Origin of the sequence: Streptomyces sp. NBC_00289, assembly GCF_041435115.1 — a bacterium.
Lineage (GTDB): Bacteria > Actinomycetota > Actinomycetes > Streptomycetales > Streptomycetaceae > Streptomyces.
In genome coordinates, this window is sequence record NZ_CP108046.1 from 3,032,293 (window position 1) to 3,055,779 (window position 23,487).

Here is a 23,487-nt window from a genome sequence, read left to right on the forward strand (position 1 = left end):
TTGACGAGAAGCGACCCCACCCGTTATCGTCTCGATGACGAAAAAGGAGGGGACCCATGGCCGACATCACCCGGCGCCTGGGCCGGCGCCACCTTCGTGGCGCCCCCACGGCACACATCCGGCATTACCGCTCGGGCAGACTGGCGCACGACGGCCCGGGACTCAGCTTCTGGTTCCGGGCGCTGACCGCGGCGCTGTCCGAGGTGCCGGTCGACGACCGCGAGCTGGCGATGACCTTCCATGCCCGCACCTCCGACTTCCAGGACGTGGCGGTACAGGCGACGGTCACCTACCGGATCGGGGACCCGGCGCTCGCCGCCGCCCGGCTGGACTTCTCCATCGACCCGGACACCGGGGTGTGGCGGGGCGCGCCGCTGGAGCAACTGGGCACGCTGCTCACGGAAACGGCGCAGCAGCACGCGCTCGACGTCCTGGCCCGGACACCGCTGTCGGCCGCCCTGGTCGACGGTGTGGTGGCGGTCCGCGAACGCGTCGCAGCTGGCCTGGACGCGGAGCCCCGACTGCCGGCCACCGGCATCGAGGTGGTGGCCGTACGGGTGGTCGCGCTGCGGCCCGAGCCGGAGGTGGAGCGGGCACTGCGCACTCCGGCGCGCGAACAGATCCAGCAGGAGGCCGACCGGGCGACGTACGAGCGGCGGGCCGTGGCGGTCGAGCGGGAGCGGACGATCGCCGAGAACGAACTGGCCAGCCAGATCGAACTCGCCCGTCGAGAGGAGCAGTTGGTCGACCAGCGGGGCACCAACGCCCGCCGGGAGGCGGAGGAGCACGCGGCGGCGGACGGGGTCCGGGCCGGGGCGGAGGCGGCACGCACGGTACGGCTGGCGGAGGCGGAGGCGGCCCGTTCGGTACGGCTCGCCCGCGCGGAGGCCGAGGGGGCACGCGAGCTCGGCGAAGCGCGGGCGCAGGCACAGGCGGCCTGGCTGCGGGTGCACGCGGACGCGGGCGTGGACGGCCTCGCCACCCTGCACGCCCTCACCGGGACGCGCCTCGCGGAGAACCTGCCGAACATCGACAGCGTCACCATCTCCCCGGACGTGCTGACCGGACTGCTCGCGCGGCTGGGCTCACCGGAGCGGACGTGAGTCTCGCCCCGCGGGTCGTGCTGGTCCACCGCACCACGGAGTACGAGGAGTTGGTGGCCCGGCACGGCACCCACGGGCAGGCCGCCTTCTTCCTGTCCTCACGCGGCCGGGACATCGAGGAGATCGCCGAACGGCACCGGCGGGCCCGGCGGGCTCTGGCCGAGGTGGCTTCGGCGGTGCCGCTGACCTGGCGTCAGGCCCGGGTGGAGCGGTCCGACCTGGACCGGTTCCTGTTCGCGCCCGAGGACGTGGTGGTCGTGGTGGGCCAGGACGGCCTGGTGGCGAACGCCGCCAAGTACCTCGCGGGGCAGCCGGTGGTGGGCATCGACACGGAGCCCGGGCGCAATCCGGGCGTGCTGGTGCGGCACCGGCCCGCGGACGCGGCGCGCCTGCTCCCGGCGGCGCACGCGACCGGCACGCCGGTCGACGAACTGACCATGGTGGAGGCCGTCGCCGACGACACACAGCGGCTGGTCGCGCTGAACGAGATCTACCTCGGCGCCGTCGGACACCAGACCGCCAGATACCGCCTGGGCCTCGAGGACGACAGGGGTGTCGTCGAGGCCCAGGCATCGTCGGGGGTGCTGGTGGGGACGGGGACCGGGGCGACGGGCTGGATCAGGTCCGTGTGGCAGGAACGGGCCAGCGCGCTGCCCCTGCCCCGTCCCGCCGAGGCCCGCCTCCTCTGGTTCGTCCGCGAGGCCTGGCCGTCCCCCGCCACCGGCACCTCGCTGGTCGCGGGCGACCTTCCGGCTCCGGCCTGCCTCCGCCTCACCGTCGAGTCCGAACGGCTCATCGCCTTCGGCGACGGCATGGAGCGGGACGCCCTGGAGCTGACGTGGGGGCAGACGATCCGGGTGGGGGTGTGCGAGCAGCGGTTGCGGCTGGTGGGGTGAGGCCCGCGTATCCCGCGGGCGCCCCGCCACAGACGGAAGCCCGCGGGTACCCCGTCACAGACACGAGTCCGCGGGTACCCCCGTCACAGACGGAAGCCTGCGGGCGCCCCGGCACAGACACGAACCCGCGGACGCCCCGGCACAGACGCGAGCCAGCGGGCGCCCCACCACAGACGCGAGCCCGCGGGTCCCCGTCACAGACGGAAGCCCACCGACGCGAGCCCGCGGGAACCCCGTCACAGACGAAGGCACCCGCGGAGACCACCCGTCACAGCCTGGGGTCCACCGGTTCGGATTCCAGGGCGAGCACCCCGAACACCGCCTCGTGCACCCGCCACAGCGGCTCACCCTCGGCCAGGCGGTCCAGTGCCTCCAGGCCGAGCGCGTACTCACGGATCGCCAGCGACCGCTTGTGGTTGAGGAACCGCTGGCGCAGCCGGGCCAGGTTGTCGGGGCGCGTGTACTCGGGACCGTAGATGATCCGCAGGTACTCGCGGCCCCGGCACTTGATGCCGGGCTGCACGAGGCGGCCCTGCCCGCCGCGCACCACCGCGCCGAGCGGCTTGACGACCATGCCCTCGCCGCCGCGGCCGGTCATCTCCAGCCACCAGTCGACACCCGCCCGCACCGACTCCGGGTCGGCGGTGTCGACGTACAGGCGCCGGGTGGTCTGCAGCAGGCCGGTGGCGTCGTGCTCGACGAGCCGGTCGAGCAGGGCGAGCTGTTCGTCGTGGGCCAGGGCGGCGAGGCTGCGGCCCTGGACCGCCAGGATCTGGAACGGTGCCAGGCGGACGCCGTCCAGGCCGTCCGTAGGCCAGCAGTACCGGCGGTACGCGTCGGTGAAGGCGGCCGCGGCCCCGGCCCGTTCACGCTGCCGAGCCAGCAGGTCCGACACCTCCACGCCGCGCGCGGCCGCACCCTCCAGCGCGGCCAGCGCGGCCGGGAACACCGCCCCGGAGGCGGCGCCGACCGCCGCGTACTGACTGCGCAGCAGCCCGGCCGCCTTCAGCGACCACGGCATCAGCTCGGCGTCGAGCAGCAGCCAGTCGGTGTCGAGTTCCTCCCACAGACCGGCCTCGCCGATCGCCGCGCGCACCCGGCCGAGGATGTCCTCCGTCACGGACCGGTCGTCGAAGAACGGCCTGCCGGTGCGGGTGTACAGCGACCCGGTGACACCTTCCCCGACCCCGAACCGCTTGCCGGCGGTTTCCGCGTCCCGGCACACCAGGGCCACCGCCCGCGACCCCATGTGCTTCTCCTCGCACACGACCCGTGGCACGCCGTCCTCCTGGTACTGCGCGAAGGCCTCGGCGGGGTGCTCCAGGTAGCCCTCGACACGCGAGGTGGCGGTCGGCGCCATGGTGGGCGGGAGGTACGGCAGCAGCCGCGGGTCCACCGCGAAGCGGCTCATGACCTCCAGGGCCGCCGCCGCGTTCTCCTCCCGGACGGAGACCCGGCCCGCGTGCCGGGTCTCCACGACCCTGCGGCCGTGCACGTCGGCGAGGTCCAGCGGACGTCCGTCGTGCCCGCCGGGCGCCTCGGACCGCAGCGGCCTCGCCGGCTCGTACCAGACCCGCTCGGCCGGTACGTCGACCAGCTCCCGCTCCGGCCAGCGCAGCGCGGTGAGCTTGCCGCCGAAGACGGCACCGGTGTCGAGGCAGATGGTGTTGTTGAGCCAGGTGGCCTCCGGGACGGGGGTGTGGCCGTAGACCACGGCCGCCCGGCCGCGGTAGTCCTCCGCCCACGGGTAGCGCACCGGCAGGCCGAACTCGTCGGTCTCGCCGGTCGTCTCGCCGTACAGCGCGTGTGAGCGGACCCGGCCCGAGGTGCGGCCGTGGTACTTCTCCGGCAGGCCGGCGTGGCAGACGACCAGGCGGCCGCCGTCGAGGACGTAGTGGCTGACGAGACCGTCGATGAACTCCCGTACCCGCTTGGTGAACTCCTCGCTCTCACCCTCCATCTGTTCGATGGTCTCGGCGAGGCCGTGCGTGTGCTGGACCTTGCGGCCGCGCAGGTGACGGCCGTACTTGTTCTCGTGGTTGCCGGGCACGCACAGCGCGTCGCCCGACCCGACCATCGCCATCACGCGGCGCAGCACACCCGGGCTGTCCGGTCCGCGGTCGACGAGGTCGCCGACGAACACGGCGGTGCGGCCGGCCGGGTGGCTGCCGTCGACGTAGCCCAACTCGCCCAGCAGCGTCTCCAGTTCGGCGGAGCAGCCGTGGATGTCACCGATGATGTCGAAGGGGCCGGTGAGGTGGGTCAGGTCGTTGAAGCGCTTCTCGGTGACGACGGTGGCGTTCTCCACGTCCTCCACCCCGCGCAGGACGTGGACCTTACGGAAGCCCTCGCGTTCCAGGTGGCGGATCGAGCGACGGAGTTCGCGGGTGTGGCGCTGGATGACGCGGCGCGGCATGCCGGCCCGGTCGGCGCGTGCCGCGTTGCGCTCGGCGCACACGTCCTCCGGCACGTCGAGCACGATGGCTATGGGCAGCACGTCGTGCTCCCTGGCCAGGTCGATCAGCTGCCGACGGGAGTCCTGCTGCACGCTGGTCGCGTCGACGACGGTGCGGCGGCCGGCGGCCAGGCGCTTGCCGGCGATGTAGTGCAGGACGTCGAAGGCGTCCTTCGTCGCGCTCTGGTCGTTCTCGTCGTCGGAGACCAGGCCCCGGCAGAAGTCCGAGGAGATGATCTCGGTGGGCTTGAAGTGCCGGTGGGCGAAGGTGGACTTGCCGGACCCGGAGGCACCGACGAGCACCACGAGGGAGAGGTCGGTGACGGGGAGGACCCGTCCGTTACGCGTCTCGGTCATGCCGCCTTCGCCTCCTTCTCGGTGGTGGTGTCCGTCGTCCTGGTACCGGTCGGGCGCAGGGAGAAGACGGCCATCTGGGTGGGCGGTCCCACCTCCGGGTCGTCCGGGCCGACGGGGACGAACTCCACGTCGTACCCGTGCCGTTCGGCCACCGCCCGGGCCCATCCGCCGAACTCCTCGCGGGTCCACTCGAAGCGGTGGTCGCCGTGCCGGACGTGCCCGGCCGGCAGGCTCTCCCAGCGGACGTTGTACTCGACGTTCGGTGTGGTCACCAGCACGGTCCGGGGGCGGGCCGCGCCGAACACCGCGTACTCCAGGGCGGGCAGCCGCGGCAGGTCGAGGTGCTCGATCACCTCGCTCAGTACGGCGGCGTCGTAGCCCTTGAGCCGTTTGTCGGTGTACGCCAGCGAACCCTGGAGGAGCCTGACGCGCGAGGCCTGCCGCTCCCCCATGCGGTCCAGCTTCAGCCGCCGGGAGGCGATGGTGAGCGCGCGCATCGACACGTCGAGGCCCACGATCTCGGTGAACCGGGGCTCCTTGAGCAGCGCCTGCACCAACTGGCCCTGCCCGCACCCGAGATCGAGGACACGGGTCGCGCCGGAGGCGTCGAGCGCGGCGACGATCGCGTCCCGGCGCAGCACGGCGAGCGGCGTCGGCTTCTCCTCGGCCTCGGTCTCCGCCGCCACCGCGTTGTCGATCTCCTCGACCGCGCTGTCGTCGGCCTCGGCCAGCCGGACCAGTTCCAGACGTTCCATGGCCTGCCGGGTCAGCGCCCAGCGGCGCGACAGGAAGCGGCTGGTGATCAGCTTCTGTTCCGGGTGCCCGGGCAGCCAGCCCTGGCCGGCCCGCAGCAGCTTGTCGACCTCGTCGGAGGCGACCCAGTAGTGCTTCGCGTCGTCGAGGACGGGCAGCAGGACGTACAGGTGACGCAGGGCCTCGGCCAGGGTCAGCGTCGCGGACTCCAGTACGAGGGACACGTACCGCGAGTCGCCCCACTCCGGGAACGCGGTGTCCAGCGCGACGGGTTCGGCGCTCACCGTCCAGCCGAGCGGTTCGAAGAGGCGCCGTACGAGCGCCGGGCCGCCGCGGGCGGGCAGCACGGGCACCTCGACGCGCAGCGGCAGCGGCTGCGCGGCGCGCTCGGGCCGGGAGGCGCACACGCCGCGCATCGCGCTGGAGAAGACGCTGCTCAGCGCCACGGCCAGCAGCGAGGAGGCGGCGTAGGGGCGGTCGTTGACGTACTGCGCGAGCGCCGCGTCGGGCGCGCCGCCACGCCCCTTGCCCTTGCCCCGCCGGACCAGCGCCACCGGATCGACCTCCAGCAGCAGCCCGGCGGTGCAGCGCTCGACGTCGGCCTCGGGGTAGAGGACGTGCGCCGTGCCGTAGGACGTCGAGAACGCCTGCGCCTTGTCGGGATGCTTGTGCAGGAGAAACCCCAGGTCGGTCGCGGGACTCTCCGGGGTGCCGGTGGTCGAGATCGTCAGGAACATGCCCCTGAGTCTCCCGGCCGAAGTGGCGTGTGACCAGTGGTTTTCCCGGATGGACGGCAGCGGGAGCCATACGTCCGCCACCGCCCGCCCGGTGTCCGGAGGCATACGTCCGCCACCGCCCGCCCCGTGTCCGGAGCCAGACCTCCGCCCACCGCCCGGCCGGTGTGTCCTACGACAGCTGCGACTGGACCCGGGAGGAGATCAGGTCCAGGTGGTCCAGGTCGTGGAGGTCGAGGATCTGGAGGTAGAACCGCTGGGCGCCGATCTCCGCGTACCGGCCGATCCTGTCGACGACCTCGGACGGCGTGCCGGCCAGGCCGTTGGCCTTGAGCTCGTCGACCTCGCGGCCGATCGCGGCGGCACGGCGGGCGACCTCCTGGTCGTCCTTGCCGACGCAGACGACGAGGGCGTTGGAGTACGTCAGCGCGTCGGCTCCGCGGCCGGCCTGCTCGACCGCCGCGCGGACCCGGCCGAACTGGCGCTCACTGTCCTCGACCGAGGCGAACGGCATGTTGAACTCGTCGGCGTACCGGGCGGCCAGCCGCGGGGTACGGGTCGCGCCGTGACCGCCGACCAGCACCGGGATCCTCGCCTGCGCGGGCTTGGGCAGCGCGGGCGAAGCGGTGAGGTCGTAGTGCGTGCCGTGGAAGTCGAAGGTCTCGCCGGGCTTCGTCTCCCACAGGCCCGTCACGATCGCCAGCTGCTCCTCGAGGCGGGCGAACTTCTCCTTCGGGAACGGGATGCCGTACGCCTTGTGCTCGTCCTCGAACCAGCCGGCGCCGAGGCCGAACTCGACCCGGCCGCCCGACATCTGGTCGACCTGCGCGACCTGGATCGCGAGCACGCCGGGCAGCCGGAAGGTGCCGGCGGTCATCAGCGTGCCGAGGCGGATGCGCCGGGTCTCGCGGGCGAGGCCGGCGAGGGTGATCCAGGCGTCGGTGGGGCCGGGAAGGCCGTCACCCGAGCCCATCGCGAGGTAGTGGTCGGAGCGGAAGAAGGCGTCGAATCCGAGGTCCTCGGTGGCCTTCGCCACCGCGAGCAGGGTGTCGTAGGTGGCCCCTTGCTGGGGCTCGGTGAAGATTCGAAAATCCATGCCTCCATCCTGCACGCCGGGGCCGCCGTCAACCTCACCGGACCCTCCGGCCGCACCCGGCCCTGATCACCGCCGGGGGCGCATCCGCGTCGGCCTTCGCCGGAGGCCGGGGCCGAGGAGGCCGCCTTGTTCGAACTTCCCCCGCCGCAGCCTGCCGGGCCGGCGCACGAGGACGGGCCGGCTCACCTGCCCGGGCCGGCGCACGCTGCGGGATCCGCGCAGGTTGCCGGGTCCGCTCTAGCCCGCCTCCCGCTCCGGTAACACGGGCTGTGCGTCCGCCAGTTTGCGGAGCATCTCGCGGACCCGGTCCCTCGACTCGTCCGCCGCGTCGATGGCCTCCATGCACTGCCAGTACGTGCTTTCGTCGTCCACTGCGCAGGCCAGGCCGACGAGGGCGATGCCCACTTCGCCCAGCAGGCCGCCGAGGTACATGAGGGCCTGGCGGGCGTCGCCCAGGTCGGTGAGCTGGGCCGCCAGCAGGTCCTTGAGGTCCAGCTCCGGCGTGTTCAGCACGCCGCAGCCTCTGCCCGCCAGTTCCGTCAACCCCAGTGCCTCGCCGCGGAGTTCGGGCGGACCGAAGACCGCCAGGCGGCTGCCTATCGCCTGGGCGAGGGCCTGCGCCTGCCACACCTGGGTCATGACCTCCGGCGCGTCGCTGGTTCCCGCCAGCGCGCGCCTGCTCGTCACGATGAGCCGCACCGCATCCATGCGCTGCCCCCGTCTGTCGCGACGCGCCCAGGGCGCGTCCGCCCGAACTCCCGTGTGCACTACCGAGTGTTCACTACCCAGAGTGAGCTCGAACAAGTCGAAAAGCCAGAGGAAGACGGAAATTAACGGACAACGATTCGGTTTCGGGCGGGATTTTGACTCCGGAGAGTGAAAGTGGAACCAACAGCTCCTTACGGCGCCGGAAATCGCCCCTCGTTCCGGTCGATCTTCGCGTCCAGCGCCGCCAGCGGATCGATCCCGAGCACCTCACACAGTTGCAGCAGATACGCGAGCACGTCGGCGATCTCGTCCGAGACGCGGTGCGCGGTGTCCGGGTCGTCCATCACCCGGGACGACTCCTCGGGCGTCAACCACTGAAAGATCTCGACGAGTTCGGATGCCTCCACGCTGAGCGCGGTGGCCAGGTTCTTGGGCGTGTGGTACGGCTGCCAGTTCCGCGCGGCCGCGAACTCCACCAGCCTGCGCTGCAGCTTCGCCACATCGAGAGGTTCTGTCACGCGTCCAGGTGTACCACCGAGATTCCGTCCGCCACGGAGGTCCACGACGCGTCGCTCACCGTGCCGACGAGCCGGATGTGTCCGCGCTCGCACATACGGGCCGCGAGCCGCAGCAGTTCGCCCCGCTGGCCCGGATCCAGCCCCCGGTCGAGCCCGTCGGCGAGCACGGTGAGCGTCTGCATGGCGGCCGGCACCTCGCCGGCCGCGTCGAGATCCAGCACCCCCGGCCCGGTGAGCAGGACCAGCGACAGGGCCAGGTACCTCAACTCGCCCTCGCCCAGCCGCCCGAGCGGCGTCCGGACGCCGTCGCCACGGTCGAGCACCGCCCGTACCGTGCCGTCGCCGAGCGGTTCGGCGCACAGGTCGGCGACGGGTCCCGCACAGCCGGCGCGCACCGCGGCGACGAGTTGCGCATGCCGGCGGCCGCACTCCGCACGGGTGCGCCACAGCACGTCGGCGAGGTTGTCGCAGCCGCCGAGCAGCCGACCGGAGCCGGTGGGCACGGCGGCACGCATCCGTGCCGGCCGCGGGTCGCAGGCGAAGACGGACCGCAGGGCCACCACCATCTGCTCCGCGGCGGCGAGCACCCGACGCTGGCCCTCCGTCTTGCCGGCCACGCGCAGCGGGAGCAGCGGGGTGCCGAGCCGGTCGTCCGGCAGCGGGGCGCGGGTGACCGGCGACGCCCCGGCGGTGTGCCAGGCGGCCTGGACGGTACGGCGCCCCGGATCGCGCAGGGCGGTCTCCAGGAGCACCAGGCCGCCGGCCGTCAACCGCTCCCCCACGATGCGCAGTTCGGGCTCGGCCTGGACGGCGACGTCGAGCCGGACCGAGCCCTCGGGACCGTCGGCCGTGCAGCCGATGCGGAACCCACGGCGGCGCTGGGCGTCGGGCCGGGCGCGCTCGGGCACACAGGCGACCGGGTCGGGGAACACCTCACCGAGGGCCGCTCCGCCACCGAGCCGGGCGAGTGCCTCGTACGCCCGCAGCGCGCTCGTCTTGCCGCGGCCGCTGGGCCCGGCGAGCAGGGTGAGCGGTCCCAGTGGGAAGGCGGCGCCCCGATGCGCGGCGAAGGCGGACAGCCGCAGCTCGGTGAGCCGCGGCAGCGCCGGCCGCGACGCACGCCGCGAGGACTCCGTGAGTGCCGGGACACCGGAGCCGAAGGGGAAAGGAGACCCGGCCGGAGAGGGAGAACCCGAGGAAGGGGGCGAGGAGGAGGGAGAGGAGAAGGCGGAGGCGGAGGGCACGGTCATATCCGGACGGTAGGACTCCGCCGTCGGGCGAACCGTTCCTCTACGGAGACCTTCCTACGATCGGGGGACCGGCCTCACGCGCCGGGCACTCCCGCGCCCTCCATCAGCCCCGTCACCTCGGTTCCGGACGGCGTCAGCAGGAACACGTTCCGGTCGACGCGGTGCATCCCGCTCGCCAGGCCGAAGACGACGCCCGTACTGAAGTCCAGGACCCGCTTGGCGACCTCGGTCTCCGCGCTGGTCAGGTCGAGCAGCACGGGGATGCCCGCCATCAGCGTCTCGGCGACCTCGCGGGCGTCCGCGAACACGTTGATCCTGAGCACGACGAAACGGCGGCGGGTCTCGGTCTCCGCGTCCGGGAGCGCGCGATGGCCCACCGCGGACGGCCAGGCGTCCCGGCCTCGCAACGGAACGACCTGAGCGAGTCCTTCCCACTGTTCATCGGTGACGTCGTAGCTGTTCACCGGTTTCCCCCGACCTGACTCGCACTCGTTTCCTGCACCGGTCAATTCTTACGCCACGTCACCCGTTCAGCCCAACAACGACACGATGGGCGACCGTCACAACGACCGGATACTCATGCCCGTTTCAGGCCGGTAAAGCCCCTTCTCACCCCTCTCACACCGGACTCTTCGCCTCCGGCGACAGCCCGCTCACCCCACGCGACTACGGTCCCGAGTCGTGCACACGGCAGAGACACAGCGGGTGACACCCGGCCGGCGCGACCGGCCGGCGGTGTCCGCCGCCCCGGAACCCCCCGCCCAGTGGCATCGCGTCCTGACCCTGCTCGCCGACGTCAGTCTCTTCATCGGGACCCGGTCGGTGTGGACCCAGGCGGCCGGCCACCGGCTCGCCGTGGCCGCGGTCATCTCGGCGTGCTACGCCTCGATCCTGGTCTGCGGGGTGCTCACCCTGGTGGTGCGCCGGACCCGATCGCTGGCGCGACTGGACCTGTGCGTCCTGGTCACCGCCCTCACGCTCACGCTCTGCGCGTGGATCCTCTACCACAAGGGCTCGGACGAGGCGCTCCTCACCACCCAGGCCGCCCGGGAGCTGGCCGCAGGACACGCCGTCTACGGGCAGCCGTGGCCCTGGCTCTTCGGCCACGGAGTCGCCGTCACTCCCACGGTCACCGGCGGCTACGACTACACGTACGGCTATCCACCCCTCGCGCCGCTGCTGACCGCGCCCCTGCTGTGGCTCGGGCACGGCGGCACCCCGGCCACGGCGGTGAGCACGGGCGCCCTCCTCGTCGGCACGGTCGTGCTGTGGCGGCTGCTGCCCGTGCCGTGGCGGTCGGCGGCGACCATGGTGTGCCTGGGCTTCGCGATGCTGCCCACGTACGGCCGGCTCGGCTACCCGGCGATCCTCGCGATGGCCCTGCTGGTGCCGGTGGTGGTGCGCTGGCCGCGGATCGGGCGGGGCGGACGGCTCGGCCCGGCGGGTGTGGCGCAGGCGGCCTGCCTCGGGGCCGCCTGCGCGGCGCAGCAACTGCCGTGGTTCCTGGCGCCGTTCCTGCTGGCCGGGATCTACGCCGTGCGCCGCGGGGAACTGGGCGGGCGGGCGGCGGCGCGGACACTGGGGCGACTCGTCGGCATCGCCGGCGTCGTATGGCTGCTGGTCAACACGTACTTCGCCGTCAGCGAGCCCGGCACCTGGCTCGACGGCATCGCGCTGCCGCTCACGCAGGGCGCGACACTGCACGGGCAGGGCCTGATCGGCATCTCGCTGTACTACACGAACGGCAGCGACCGGCTCGACTGGTACGGGCACGCGAGCCTGCTGCTGGCCGCCGCGCTGCTGGCGCTCTTCGTGCTGTTCGTGCGCCGGCTGGGCCCGGCGGCGACCGTACTGCCCTGGTGTGCCTTCTATCTGGCGACCCGTTCCCAGGACGGGTACTACCTGATGATGACGCCGCTGTGGCTGGCGGCCGCGGTCACCGCGCCCCTGCCGGAGTTCGCCGCCGCGTGGCAGCCACGGCCTCGTGGACTGTCCGGCCCGCCCCGCCGCCCGGCGCGGGTCGCCACCATACTTCTCCTGCTGTCCCCCGCCCTGGGGAGCGCGGCGCTGGCGGCCACGGGGACACCGCCGTTGCGTATGCGGGTGGTCGCGGTGCGGCGGGCCTCGGCGAGTGCCGTCTCCCGGCTGACCGTCCGGGTCACCAACACGGACGGCAGCGCCCTGACGCCCCACTTCACGCTCACCGCGGGGCAGGGCATGGACCCGTACTGGTCGGTCCTCCGGGGCCCTGCCACTCTGCCCGCCCACACCACGGCGCTGTACGAACTCCGGCCCCCCGGCGGGCGGTACCACCTCGTCCGACCCGATGCCCGGATCCGGCTGCGCGCCTTCACTCCCTCGCCGCAGACGCTGTCGAGCGCCTATGTGCGGTTCGGCTCGGGGGGGGCTCACGCTTGAGGGGCTGACTCTCGGACGGCTCGGGCGGTTCGCCGTCGGGCGGTTCGCCGTGGGGCGGTTCACACTCGGTGGCTCGCGCTCGGATGGCGCACTTCCGTCGGGTGAGCGTCGCGCCTCGGGTCGGATCAGGCGGCTGTCCTGGTGAAGCGGAGCGTGGTGGCGATCGTGGTCAGGCCGCGGATCATGCCCAGCTGGTTCCAGGTCATGCCGAACTGAGCCCGGTCCACCGTGACTTCGGCGTTCAGCGTGAACCCGGCCGCGTCGGCTGCCCCGAGGCTGCCGGTGAAGGAGAGCGGCCTGCTGACGCCGCGCACGGTCAGCTGACCGATGACGTGCACGGTGTCGCCCTCGCGGAGTTCGGCGCTGCGGGCGGCGAAGGTGATCTCGGGGTGGTTGTCGGCATCGAAGAAGTCGGCGGAGCGCAGGTGCGTGTCCCGCTTGGCGTTCCCGGTGTCCAGGGAGGCGACGTCCAGGGTCACGGTGCCCACGGCCGACCCGTCGGGGCGGACCTCGCCCTGGCCGGCGATCGCGGCGAAGGCGCCCTTCACCGTGACGAGCCCCCACATCGTCCGGTGGCGCAGGGCGACCGTGGACGCGGTCGGGTCGAGCTGCCACAGGCCGGTTTCCACAGCGACGGTCATGATCTTTCTCCCGCTCTCGTTCTTCGTACAAATTTGGATGACCTCACGCTAGTCTGTAATCCAAATCTGAACAAGCCCCTCATCCAAAAATGAACAACAGGTACACTCGACACATGGCCGACCCCGACGAGCACGCCACCGACCTGCCCGAATGTCCCGCCGCGCAGGGCGGCGGCGGACTCCTGCCGGCCGAGCTGCGCGCGTGGATGCTGCTGGTGGGGGCGACGGGGGCGGTGGAACAGCAGCTGCGTTCCGTGGTCAAGAAACGCCTCGACGTGTCGCACGACGAGTTCCTCATCCTCTGCCTGCTGGCCGAACAGCCCGGAGCGGGCCTGCGCATGACCCGGGTCGCCGAACTCCTGGGCCGCCCCAAGACCCGGCTCACCTACCAGATCGCCTGCCTCCAGCACGCGGGACTCGTCACCCGCAAGTCGGTGTGCGGCGACAAGCGAGGCGTGGAGGTGGCCCTCACCGACAAGGCGAGAGAGCTGCTCACGGAGACCTCCGGGGCCCTCGCCGAGACCGTCACCCGGGCCCTGGCCCAGTTCGTCGGTCCGGCCCAGCGGGAGGCGGTGTGCGGACTGCTGCCGGGCCTGGCCGGGGAGATGAACGCGGAGGCAATGGGCGCGGAGGGGATGAACGTGGAGGAGATGAACGCGGAGGGGACGAACGCGGTGGAGATGAACGCGGAGTAGGAACCGGCCGTCGCCGTCGCAGTCGGTGCACACGTCCGGTGCACGCAGCGGTGCACACGTTCGGTGCGCGCCTGCGACGGCGAGGGCCAGGGCGGCGGCCCCGGGGATGGGCGTCGGATCAGGCGATCGGCACGGCGGGCGGTCGGACCGCCTGCCTTGCCGCTGCCCATGTTGCCGGGCTTGTTGCCCGGCTTGCCGCCGTCCGGTCGGTGTCGGCCGACGGGCCGACGGACTCGCTCGGGTCGGCCAGCAAGTGGACGAGCGTCGCGCGGGCCCGGGCCACGCGTGAGCGCAGGGTGCCGACGGGGCAGCCGCTCACCAAGGCCGCTTCCGCGTAGGGCAGGCCGAGCAACTGGGTGAGGACGAACGCCTCCCGCCGCTCCTCGGGCAACCTCGCCAGCAGGTCGAGCAGCACCACTCCGTCGTCGAAGCCGGGCAGGCCGCGCGGCTGGGCGTGCTCGACGGCCAGCTGCCAGTCAGGCGCGTCGCACAGGCGCGGCCGGGCGGCGGTGCGGCGGTAGCCGTCGATCACCGCGCGGCGGGCGATGGACAGCAGCCAGGCGCGGGCCGAGGAGCGGCCCTCGAACAGGTGCAGGCTGCCGAGCGCCCGCAGGAACGTGTCCTGCGCAAGGTCGTCCACCGCCTGGGGATCGGCGCACAGATGGGCGACGTAGCGCAGGACGTCGCGGTGCAGGGCGCGGACGAAGTGCTCGACGGCGTCCGCGTCACCACCTCGGGCGGCGAGCGCCCAGGCGGTGATCGACTCGTCGGACGACCCGGGTATGCACTCGGGTTCCTTGCCGCTTTCGTCGCCTTTTCCGCGCGGGGCGGTCAGCACAGGAGTGATCACCTGGTGTCCTTCTCAGGTCATCCGGAGTCCGGACGGCGCGCGCATACGCGGTTGGTCGCGTACGCACGCGTGGGTCCGGTGTCCGGCGCAGGGGAGACGGCCCTACGGCGCTTGCGCGGGCGTACGGCCGAAGCCCGGGGCGCACTGGGGCGATCCCGGGTCGCGGGCTGTCCTCAGACGACAGCCGTCCCCGGCGGTGGGCCCCGAGAGGTGATCGCGTGGACGAGGAGGAGCAGGCGGGGCGCCCTCCCCGCGTGACGGCGGCGGGCGTGGGGGCGCGGGCGGTGCGGCGGTGTGGGCAGCGCGAGCAGCAACCGCAGCGGGGCCGCCAGCCGGGCGGCGACCGCCCGCAGGACGCGGAAGGCCGCCCGTTCCCCGTGGGCGAGCCACAGGCCGCACAGCAGCGCGGCCAGCAGGTGCGCGGCGAGCATGCCGAGGGACGACGTACCGCCACCCGTCGAGTGCCCCAGCTGGTTCACGTGGTCCATGCCCATGTGGTCCATAGCCATGTGGTCCGTGCCCATGTGCCCCATGCCCATGTGGTTCATCGGGTTCATGGGCATCACTTCCATGGGGGCAAGGGGGCCCGGGTTCATGGGCATTGACCCCATGTCCGCGCCGCCCATATCCGCAGGACCCATGTTCGCGGTCCTCTGACCCCCATCCCCCATGTGTGGCGACCACATGTCCGCGGCACTCATGTCGGGGAAGCCCCAGCCGGCCAACCCGGTGGCGCGCCCGGTCGGTTGTGCGAGGGAGAACGCCGAGTGGAGGGCCGTCTGGGCGGCGACCACGACCGCCACGACGACCGGCAGGCCGCGCTCACGGCCGGCGAGACACCAGCCCGTGCCCGCGGTGGCGGCCAGACCCACGGCCACGGCCCAGGCGGGCACGTGTCGGCCTGACATGAGGACATGGCCGAGGGCGGCGAGCAGCACACAGACGGCCGCGAACACCGCGGCCCGTACCGTGCGTGATCCCCACCCTGCGGTCATGGCGCCTCATCCTCGCATCCGGGGGTCGGCCGTCGTGCTTGGGTACGGAAATCCCCGGCGCCCTGCTCAGCCGCCGGTGCGCGTGCGGCCGCGCACGACGGCAAACGCCCCGGCAGCCAGGCCCAGTACGCCGACCACCAGGCCGGCGATGCCGAGGCCGCGCGCGGTCGAGTCGCTCGCCGAGGCCGCCGACTGGGCGGTCTTGGCGCTCGCAACGCCCGCGCCGCTCGCGGAGCCGGTCGGCGAGCCACCGGCCGCGGTCAACCGCACGACCGGCGCCGGGTTCTCCGGTTCCTGCCCGTCCTGACCGGCCTCGTCGATCCAGCGGACGACCTTGTTGTCGGAGTACGTCTGCAAGGTCTTGAAGGTGAGCCGGCCGGCGGTGTCGGGGAGTTGACCGAAGGCGATGTCGAAGTCCTCGTACTGGCCCGGTCGGATTGTGCCGCCGGTCCAGGTGACCTCCGACGCCGCGTCGGTGATGGTGCCGTCGTCCGTCTTGACCGGGGTCGTGAGCTTCGTGGTCGTCACCTTGGCGGTCCAGCCGTCGTGCGGGGAGACGAGAACGCCCAGGACCGGGTGGTCGGTGGGCAGGAAGACCTGCACCTTCGTGGTGGCGGCGGTGTCCTCCTCGTTGGGGACACGGAAGGTGAGGACACCGTCCGTGGCGCCCTTGGCGTAACTCTCCGGGTGGACGGTGACATGCGCGGAGGCGATGCCCGCGGCGGTCAGGACCGAGCCGGCGGCGAGCGCGGTCACGATTCCGGCGCGACGGAGGGTGGAGCGGGTTCGGGACATGGGTGAGTGGATCTCCGTACTCATGAGGTGTGCGGGGGACATTTCGTCAGATCGCGAACGAAATCTCCGTCGGCGGGCCGCGCCGCCGCACCGCGTGCCGCAGCAGGACCCGCCGAGGTGACGGTGGGTCGTCGACCGCCGGGCGTACGGGACCAAGCCCGGCCGGTACGCCCCGCACCCCGCTGTTCACCTGCCACCAGGCGGCGAGCCCCGGGACGAACGCGAGGGCCCGGCGCAGCAGCGACCACAGGGCCGCCTCTCCGCGCCGCAGCCACCAGGTCAGCACGACGGCGGCCGAGACATGGGCGGCGGTGGCGTGTGGCGTCAGCGCGTGCGCGTTCACCATGTGCGGCTGCACCATGCGCACGCCGTGCATCATGTGCGCGACATGCGAGGCACGGCCGCTACCCATCCCCTGCATGCCCCGCATGGCCGTCGCGGTATGCGGCCGGACCGCGTCGAAGGCGAGGTGGAGACCACCCTGTGCCGTCAGCGTCGCGGCGCCGATGGCGGCGAGGGACCGCTCCCGGCCGCCGAGCAGGTAACCGGCGGCACAGAGCGGCAGGAACGCGACGGCCTGGGCCCACACCGGCGGCACCATCCCGGTCGCCAGTACGTGTCCCCCGGTGGCGAGCAGCACGCACAGCGCCGCGAACACCGCCGCGCGCAGGCCACGTACCGCAGGGGACGCCCTCATGGCGCCTGATACTGCCACGCCCCGCCGGGCTCCCGGGGCCGGTCGGCGGACCTGGTCGGTGTCCCCGGACCGTCACCGGACCCGCCAACTGTGCGCCACGGGGAAAGAACAGTGCACTCGTGGTTCTGGAAATTGTCCGCCCTGATCCTCGCTCTGTAGAACTTCTCAAAAGTGGGCACCGAGAGAGGACACTTCATGACCGCACTCATGACCGGACGGTTCCGCCGCCCCCACGTCTTCCACACCCTGTTACAGGGCGGCGTGGAGAAGTTCCCGGTCGAGGAGGTGGCCGGTGCCGGTCGGTGACGGTCTCGGCGAGCTGAGCGTCTCCGTGCTCCGGTCCGACGGCTCGGGCGAACTCGCCCTGCCCTGGTCGGCGGACGCGGACACGACGGTCGACGACGCCCTGTACGCCGCCGTGCACGCCCGGGGTGCGGTCACGGTCCCGCACGACGGTGCCGAGGTGTCGCTCGCACCCGGCGACATCGTCTTCTGCGCCCCGGGCCCGGCCGGCCTCCCACGCTTCGGCTACGACGTCCGGATGGCGGTCTTCCGCATACCGCGTAGCTGCCTGGGGATCACCGAATCCGAGCTGCGCCGCATCACCGGAACGCCCCTGAGCTGCGCGGACGGCGTGTCGGCGCTGGTGTCGAACTTCCTGACCCTTCTCGCCTCCGAGGCGGCCCTGCGCCGCACGCGCGTCGGTGACCGGCTCGCCCGCAACGCGGTGGACCTCCTCGCCGTACTCGTCACGGAACTCCTCGGCACACGGACGGCCGGCCCGACGGACGTCGGCGCCCGGACGCTGTCCCGCATCCGCGACTTCGTCGAACTGCACCTGACGGACCCGGACCTGTCTCCGGAGTCGATCGCGCTCGCCCACCACATCTCCGTCCGCTATCTGCACAAGCTCTTCCGGAGCGAGGGCACGACGGTCGGTCAATGGGTACGGCAGCGCAGGCTCGACGCCTGCCGACGCGACCTGGACCGGCCACCGCAGCGCAGGCTCACCGTGGCCGCCGTGGCGCACCGCTGGGGATTCACCAGTCCGTCGCACTTCAGCCGGGCCTTCCGGGATGCCTACGGCATGTCGCCCAGTGCATGGCAGGCCCGGGCGGCGTCGCCACCGCTCACGCCTCCGGCCGGGAACACACCGCTTCCCGTCTCATAGCGCAGTACGCGCGGGCGTTCGCCGGGTCGGCGGCTCTACGCTGCGAGCGGGGAGCGGCCGGCACGAGGGGGTTCCGTCGCCCTCCCGCCTGTCCCTGCAGCAAGACGGAGTTCCGACAGTTGATGCGGTTCGAGGTACTGGGTCCTCTTCGGGTGCGCGAGGGGGAGAGGGAACTCGATCTCGGGTTCCCGCAGCAACGCGCCCTGCTGGGCCTGCTCGTGGTGCAGGCCGGTCAGCCCGTGACGGCGGGCGGGATCGTCGACGTGCTCTGGCCCGGGCGGCCGCCGGCCAGCGCGGTCAACGTCGTACGCCGTTACGTCGGTGCGCTGCGGCGGCTGCTGGAACCCGGTCTGCCGCCCAGGGCGCCCGGAAAGCGCCTGCCGCGCCGGCCCGGCGGCTACCTGCTGGAGGCCGCCGACGACGAGGTCGACCTGCTGCGGTTCCGCGGCCTCACCAAGCGCGGCAAGCGGGCCGCGGCCACCGGTCGGCCCGAGGTGGCGCTGCGGCACTTCGTCGAGGCACTGAGCGCATGGCGGGGACCCGTCGCCATGGGGATCCCCGCTTCGGTGCGCGAGCACGCCGTGTTCGCCGAGGTCGAGCGCGAACTGGTGCACACGACGACGATGGCGGCCGACGCGGCGCTGCTGTGCGGCAGGACGCAGGACGTCCTGCCACGGCTGCGTCAGGCCCTCCAACTCGACCCGTTGAACGAGTCGTTGCACGCCCGACTCGTCATGGCCCTCGCCACCGCCGGCCTCCAGGCCCAGGCCCTGGACGCGTACGAGAGCGTACGGCGGCTGCTGACACGGGAGTTGGGGGTGGGGCCGGGTGCCGAGCTGTCCGCGGCGCACACCCGGGTGCTCCGCCAGGAGTTGCGGCCGGGCGGCACCGGCGTCGACCGGGCGCGGCACGCGACCGAGCTCGTGGTGCCGCAACCACTGGTCCGAGCCGCCCAGTTGCCGCCCGGCCTGAAGGTCTTCACCGGCAGGCGGACGGAGCTCGACACCCTGCGGAACATCGTCACCGGGGCGACGTCGGACGGCACAGGGGCCGGGGCGTACGGCTCCGGAGGCAGGTCGTACGGCTCCGGAGGCACGTCGGACGACACCGGGGCAAGGAGAGACGGTACCGGGGCAAGGACGGACGACGGTACCGAGACCAGACGGCACGGCACGGGAACGACGCCGGGCCGCAGCGAGACCCGACCGGACGACACCGGAACGACGACGGACGGCACCGGGACCAGACCGGACCACACCGGAACGACGACGCCGCACCGCACCGGGGCACCCGCGACGGTCCTGATCAGCGGGATGCCGGGGATCGGGAAGTCCGCGCTCGCGGTCCGCTGGGCGCACGAGGTCGCCGACCGCTTTCCGGACGGTCAGCTCTACGTCGACCTGCGGGGGTCCGCGCCGTCCCGGGCGCCGCTGCGGCCGGAGGACGCCCTGCGCGCGATGCTCGCCGCGCTCGGCGTGGCGCCACGGCGGATACCGGCGGACCGCGGTGCCCTCGCCGGCCTGTACCGCAGCCTGCTGCCGGGCCGACGGCTGCTCCTCCTGCTGGACGACGCCCTCGACACCGAGCAGGTCAGGCCACTGCTGCCCGCGTCGCCCGGCTGCCTGACACTGGTCACCAGCCGCAACGGCCTGTCCGGTCTGGTCGCCTCCGGTGCCCTCCCGCTGCGCCTGGACCTGCCGTCGGCGGAGGACGCGCGGGCCCTGCTGGCCGTGCGCGTGGGCCACCGGCGCCTGGCCGCCGAACCGGAGGCGGTGGACGAGATCGTCGCGCGTTGCGGCCGGCTGCCGCTGGCCCTGGCCGGAGTGGCCGCCCGCGCCGTCACCCGGCCGGACTTTCCGCTCGCGGCCATCGCCACCGCGCTGCGTGCCGGGCGAAACAGCCTCGACGCGTTCGCGGACCCGGACGGGGCGGCCGACGTACGCACCGCCTTCACCTGCTCCTACCGGCGTCTGCGGCCCGAGAGCGCCCGGCTGTTCCGGTTGCTGTCACCGCACCCGGGCCCCGACCTCACCGCGGCCGCGGCGGCGGCCCTCGCCGCCGTCCCGGCCCGCACGGCACGGCTGGTCCTCGAGGAACTCGCCGACGCCCACCTCGTCACCGAACACACGCCGGGCCACTACGCCACGCACGACCTGCTGCGCGTGTTCGCCGCCGAACTCGGCGCGGCACACGACTCCCCGGCCGAACGGCATGCCGCGTGGCAACACCTCTCCGACCACGACGACACCCGCACGAAGCACACCTGACCGCCCGTCTCGGTCTGGACTGTCACTCGCCCGTCACTTCTTTTGCACTTCCTCCTTCTTAGGCTCCACCCGAAGTGAAGGACGGTTTCTTCAGCCGGCCTGGAAGCGAGGACAGATGGTGTGGCAGGAACAGGTGTGCCGGATGCCCATGGGCCTCGACATCGTCGTCACCGACCGGGCACCGACGCGGCTGCCCGCCCCTGCCGGCGGAGCCGGGCAGCCCGAGCCGGCGGCCCACCGGTTCGTCGTACCCGGCCCGGGCGAGTACCTCTTCGTCGGCGTCCGGGGCAGCACCACCCCCGCCCCCGCCACTCCTGCGACCGACGTGCGGCGGCTCCGGGAGGTCACCGTCGGCCCCGGGGACATCTGCTTCTACGACGCGGACCGGCCGCCGGCGCTCGACGCCCCCGAGCACGTCCGTCTGAAGGTCTTCCTGGTCCCGCGCGAGGCGCTGGGGCTCGAGGAACGCGACCTGCGGCGGGTCATGGCGGCCCCGGTCGGCCGGTCCTCCCGGCTGGGCACACTGCTGTCGCCGTTCCTGTCCGAACTCGCCGACACCGTCTCCTCGTCCCGGCCGCCGGTCGCCGAGCTGCTCGCCTGGAACGCCGTGAACCTCCTGGCCACCCTGGCCACCGGCCACCTGGGCAAGGACGCGACAGGCACCCCCCGCGTCCACTCACCGCTGGTGTCGCGCATCCAGCGGTACATCGACCTGCATCTGGCCGACCCGGACCTGTCCCCCGAGGCGATCGCGGCGGCCCAGCACATCTCGGTGCGCTACCTGCACCGGCTGTTCCAGGACGAGGGCACCACGGTCGGCCGGTGGATCCAGCGTCGCCGCCTGGAGGAGTGCCGGCGCGACCTGCTGTACCGGGTCCGGGACCGGCAGACGATCGCGGCGGTCGCCGGCCGCTGGGGCTTCCTGAGCGCCACGCACTTCAGCCGGGTGTTCCGGGCCGCGTACGGCATGTCCCCCAGCGAGTGGCGGGACACGGCCGGCCGGGGAGCACGGCCGCGCCGCGCCGGGTGACCCGGCCGGAGTCGCGCACCCTACGCACCACGCACCTACGCACCTACGCACCTACGCACCCGCACCCGCACCCGCACGACAGCGCAAGCGCACTGTGGCGCCCTTCGTGCGCTGTGAGGTCGACGCCCGTGCACTCGTGGGCAACTCCCTTCCGCCGTACCGCTTTAGCGTGTCGCACGAAGCGCCGCGGCACATTCATCCCTCGCCCCAGGCGCGTCAGCCATGCCACACGGCGCGAGAAGCAACAGCGCGTCAAGCGACGTCACATCAAGCCACGGCGCAGCAACGAAACTCAGGAGCATCAGATGTCCGACACCGTCGAGCCGGTCAAGCCCGTCCTGGAGCCGGCGGCAGCCGCCTTCGCCGAGGCGACCGCCAACCCGCCCTACCTCTTCGACCTGGCGCCCGCGGAGGGCCGCAAGGCGGTCGACGAGGTGCAGTCCGGCGACATCGAGAAGCCGCGGATCGACGAGGAATGGATCACGGTCGAGGGCGGTCCGACGGGCAGCGTCCGGGCCCGCATCGTACGTCCCGCCGGTGCCGAGGGCAGCCTGCCGGTGATCTTCTACATCCACGGTGCGGGCTGGGTGTTCGGCAACGCGCACACGCACGACCGCCTGGTGCGCGAACTCGCGGTCGGCGCGGGCGCCGCCGTGGTCTTCCCGGAGTACGACCTCTCGCCGGAGGTCCGTTACCCGGTCGCCATCGAGCAGAACTACGCGGTCGCGCGGTGGGTCGTCGAGCAGGGCGCCGGCAAGAACCTGGACAGCTCGCGGCTGGCGGTGGCCGGCGACTCCGTCGGCGGCAACATGGCCGCCGCGCTGACGCTGATGGCCAAGGAGCGCGGCGACGTCCCGCTGGTCCAGCAGGTGCTGTTCTACCCGGTCACGGACGCGAACTTCGACACCGGCTCCTACCACCAGTTCGCGGAGGGCTACTTCCTGCGCCGCGACGGCATGCAGTGGTTCTGGGACCAGTACACGACCGACGAGGCCGAGCGGGCGCAGATCACCGCGTCCCCGCTGCGCGCCACCACCGAACAGCTCACCGGCCTGCCCCCGGCGCTGGTCATCACGGGCGAGGCCGACGTGCTGCGCGACGAGGGCGAGGCGTACGCCAACAAGCTGCGCACGGCCGGCGTCCCCGTCACCGCCGTCCGCTTCCAGGGCATCATCCACGACTTCGTGATGCTCAACGCCCTGCGCGAGACGCACGCCGCCGAAGCCGCGATCACGCTGGCCGTCAGCACCCTGCGCACGGCGCTCCACGGCAACTGACCCATCCCGCCCCGCCCTTCACGGCCTCACCCACAGGGAGAAGACCCGACATGCCCACCACCCCCACCGTCCTTCTCGTGCACGGCGCCTTCGCCGACGCCGGCAGCTGGTCCGGAGTCATCGCCGAGCTGCAGAACCACGGCATCCCCGTGCTCGCACCGCCCAACCCGCTGCGGGGCCTGGTGTCGGACGCCGCGTACATCGCCTCCGTCGCCTCCCAGATCGACGGTCCGGTCGTGCTGGTCGGCCACTCCTACGGCGGTGCGCTGATCACGGTGGCCGGCACCACGCAGAACGTCGTGGGGCTCGTCTACATCGCCGCCTATGTCCTCGAGGAGGGCGAAAGCCTCGGCGAGCTGCAGGGGCGCTTCCCCCTGTCGCAGCTCGTCAGCAACCTCAAGGAGTGGACCTACCCCAGCGAGGGCACGGAGCCCGCGGTGGAGGTCACCATCAAGGCCGAGGCGTATCCGGAGATCTTCGCCGCGGACGTGCCGGCCTCCGTCACCAAGGTCCTGGCGGCGGCGCAGCGTCCGCTGGCCGCCGCCGCGTTCGCGGAGACGGCCTCGGCGGCCGCGTGGCAGACGAAGCCGTCCTGGGCACTGGTGGCCGGCGCCGACCAGGCGATCAACCCCGAGGTCGAGCGCTTCGGCGCCAAGCGCGCGGGCGCCACGATCGTCGAACTCGAGGGAGCCTCGCACGCGGTGGCGGTGTCCCAGCCCCAGCGGGTCGCCGACCTCATCCGCGAGGCGGTACGCGCAACAAGCTGACGGCGAGGCGTGCA

21 protein-coding genes are annotated in these 23,487 nt (G+C 72.7%); 9 read left to right on the plus strand and 12 right to left on the minus strand.

Annotated features, from left to right (window positions below):
• Positions 1–56: 56 nt before the first annotated feature.
• Both OG985_RS13925 and OG985_RS13930 read left to right on the plus strand, forming a co-directional pair.
• Positions 57–1,103 (plus strand): SPFH domain-containing protein, encoded by a 1,047-nt coding sequence (locus OG985_RS13925; protein WP_371668639.1) that lies wholly within the window; start codon positions 57–59, stop codon positions 1,101–1,103.
• Entirely contained in the window at positions 1,100–1,999 is a 900-nt protein-coding gene (locus OG985_RS13930) for a hypothetical protein (protein ID WP_371668640.1), read from the plus strand. The genes OG985_RS13925 and OG985_RS13930 overlap by 4 nt, the downstream gene beginning before the upstream one ends.
• A 268-nt stretch (positions 2,000–2,267) precedes the next feature.
• Here the strand turns inward: OG985_RS13930 and OG985_RS13935 are convergent, their stop codons facing one another.
• The 7 genes from OG985_RS13935 to OG985_RS13965 form a co-directional block, all read right to left on the minus strand.
• Entirely contained in the window at positions 2,268–4,811 is a 2,544-nt protein-coding gene (locus OG985_RS13935) for a polynucleotide kinase-phosphatase (protein WP_371668641.1), read from the minus strand.
• On the minus strand, positions 4,808–6,301 hold the full coding sequence (locus OG985_RS13940; RefSeq protein ID WP_371668642.1) for a 3' terminal RNA ribose 2'-O-methyltransferase Hen1: 1,494 nt from the start codon (positions 6,299–6,301) through the stop codon (positions 4,808–4,810). Before OG985_RS13940 ends, OG985_RS13935 begins: the two co-directional genes overlap by 4 nt.
• 169 nt (positions 6,302–6,470) lie before the next feature.
• The gene (locus OG985_RS13945; RefSeq protein ID WP_371668643.1) at positions 6,471–7,394 is read right to left on the minus strand and encodes an LLM class F420-dependent oxidoreductase; all 924 of its coding nucleotides are present in this window, start codon (positions 7,392–7,394) and stop codon (positions 6,471–6,473) included.
• A 237-nt stretch (positions 7,395–7,631) separates the two neighbouring features.
• Positions 7,632–8,102 (minus strand): DUF6099 family protein, encoded by a 471-nt coding sequence (locus OG985_RS13950; protein ID WP_371668644.1) that lies wholly within the window; start codon positions 8,100–8,102, stop codon positions 7,632–7,634.
• Between the two features lie 191 nt (positions 8,103–8,293).
• Positions 8,294–8,620: a nucleotide pyrophosphohydrolase gene (locus OG985_RS13955; RefSeq protein ID WP_371668645.1), complete on the minus strand. Its 327-nt coding sequence runs from the start codon at positions 8,618–8,620 to the stop codon at positions 8,294–8,296.
• The gene (locus OG985_RS13960) at positions 8,617–9,870 is read right to left on the minus strand and encodes an AAA family ATPase (protein ID WP_371668646.1); all 1,254 of its coding nucleotides are present in this window, start codon (positions 9,868–9,870) and stop codon (positions 8,617–8,619) included. Before OG985_RS13960 ends, OG985_RS13955 begins: the two co-directional genes overlap by 4 nt.
• A 74-nt stretch (positions 9,871–9,944) precedes the next feature.
• Entirely contained in the window at positions 9,945–10,334 is a 390-nt protein-coding gene (locus OG985_RS13965) for a cell division protein SepF (RefSeq protein WP_371668647.1), read from the minus strand.
• A 217-nt stretch (positions 10,335–10,551) separates the two neighbouring features.
• Here OG985_RS13965 and OG985_RS13970 point away from each other — a divergent pair, with 217 nt between their 5' ends.
• A complete protein-coding gene (locus OG985_RS13970; RefSeq protein ID WP_371668648.1) occupies positions 10,552–12,288 on the plus strand; it encodes a hypothetical protein in 1,737 nt (578 codons plus the stop codon).
• A 125-nt stretch (positions 12,289–12,413) separates the two neighbouring features.
• Here the strand turns inward: OG985_RS13970 and OG985_RS13975 are convergent, their stop codons facing one another.
• Positions 12,414–12,929, minus strand: a complete 516-nt coding sequence (locus OG985_RS13975; RefSeq protein ID WP_371668649.1) for a YceI family protein — start codon at positions 12,927–12,929, stop codon at positions 12,414–12,416.
• Between the two features lie 113 nt (positions 12,930–13,042).
• Here OG985_RS13975 and OG985_RS13980 point away from each other — a divergent pair, with 113 nt between their 5' ends.
• The gene (locus tag OG985_RS13980; RefSeq protein WP_371668650.1) at positions 13,043–13,624 is read left to right on the plus strand and encodes a MarR family winged helix-turn-helix transcriptional regulator; all 582 of its coding nucleotides are present in this window, start codon (positions 13,043–13,045) and stop codon (positions 13,622–13,624) included.
• A gap of 118 nt (positions 13,625–13,742) precedes the next feature.
• On the opposite strand, the gene OG985_RS13985 is transcribed toward OG985_RS13980, so the two are convergent.
• From OG985_RS13985 to OG985_RS14000, 4 genes are all read right to left on the minus strand, one after another.
• Entirely contained in the window at positions 13,743–14,474 is a 732-nt protein-coding gene (locus tag OG985_RS13985; protein ID WP_371668651.1) for a sigma-70 family RNA polymerase sigma factor, read from the minus strand.
• A 173-nt stretch (positions 14,475–14,647) separates the two neighbouring features.
• A complete protein-coding gene (locus tag OG985_RS13990) occupies positions 14,648–15,469 on the minus strand; it encodes a hypothetical protein (protein ID WP_371668652.1) in 822 nt (273 codons plus the stop codon).
• A gap of 66 nt (positions 15,470–15,535) precedes the next feature.
• Positions 15,536–16,264 carry a YcnI family protein gene (locus OG985_RS13995; protein ID WP_371668653.1) on the minus strand — a complete coding sequence of 243 codons (729 nt, stop codon included), beginning with the start codon at positions 16,262–16,264 and terminating at the stop codon, positions 15,536–15,538.
• A 46-nt stretch (positions 16,265–16,310) separates the two neighbouring features.
• Positions 16,311–16,961 carry a hypothetical protein gene (locus OG985_RS14000; protein ID WP_371668654.1) on the minus strand — a complete coding sequence of 217 codons (651 nt, stop codon included), beginning with the start codon at positions 16,959–16,961 and terminating at the stop codon, positions 16,311–16,313.
• 292 nt (positions 16,962–17,253) lie between these two features.
• On the opposite strand from OG985_RS14000, the gene OG985_RS14005 reads away from it, so the two are divergent.
• The 5 genes from OG985_RS14005 to OG985_RS14025 all read left to right on the plus strand — a co-directional run bounded on the left by OG985_RS14005 (position 17,254) and on the right by OG985_RS14025 (position 23,473).
• Positions 17,254–18,132: a helix-turn-helix domain-containing protein gene (locus OG985_RS14005; protein ID WP_371668655.1), complete on the plus strand. Its 879-nt coding sequence runs from the start codon at positions 17,254–17,256 to the stop codon at positions 18,130–18,132.
• Between the two features lie 122 nt (positions 18,133–18,254).
• Positions 18,255–20,399, plus strand: coding sequence for a BTAD domain-containing putative transcriptional regulator (locus OG985_RS14010; RefSeq protein ID WP_371668656.1), 2,145 nt, complete (start codon positions 18,255–18,257; stop codon positions 20,397–20,399).
• 115 nt (positions 20,400–20,514) lie between these two features.
• On the plus strand, positions 20,515–21,429 hold the full coding sequence (locus OG985_RS14015; protein WP_371668657.1) for a helix-turn-helix domain-containing protein: 915 nt from the start codon (positions 20,515–20,517) through the stop codon (positions 21,427–21,429).
• A gap of 305 nt (positions 21,430–21,734) precedes the next feature.
• Positions 21,735–22,706 carry an alpha/beta hydrolase gene (locus OG985_RS14020; RefSeq protein WP_371668658.1) on the plus strand — a complete coding sequence of 324 codons (972 nt, stop codon included), beginning with the start codon at positions 21,735–21,737 and terminating at the stop codon, positions 22,704–22,706.
• 50 nt (positions 22,707–22,756) lie between these two features.
• Positions 22,757–23,473, plus strand: a complete 717-nt coding sequence (locus tag OG985_RS14025; RefSeq protein WP_371668659.1) for an alpha/beta fold hydrolase — start codon at positions 22,757–22,759, stop codon at positions 23,471–23,473.
• Positions 23,474–23,487: the final 14 nt, after the last annotated feature.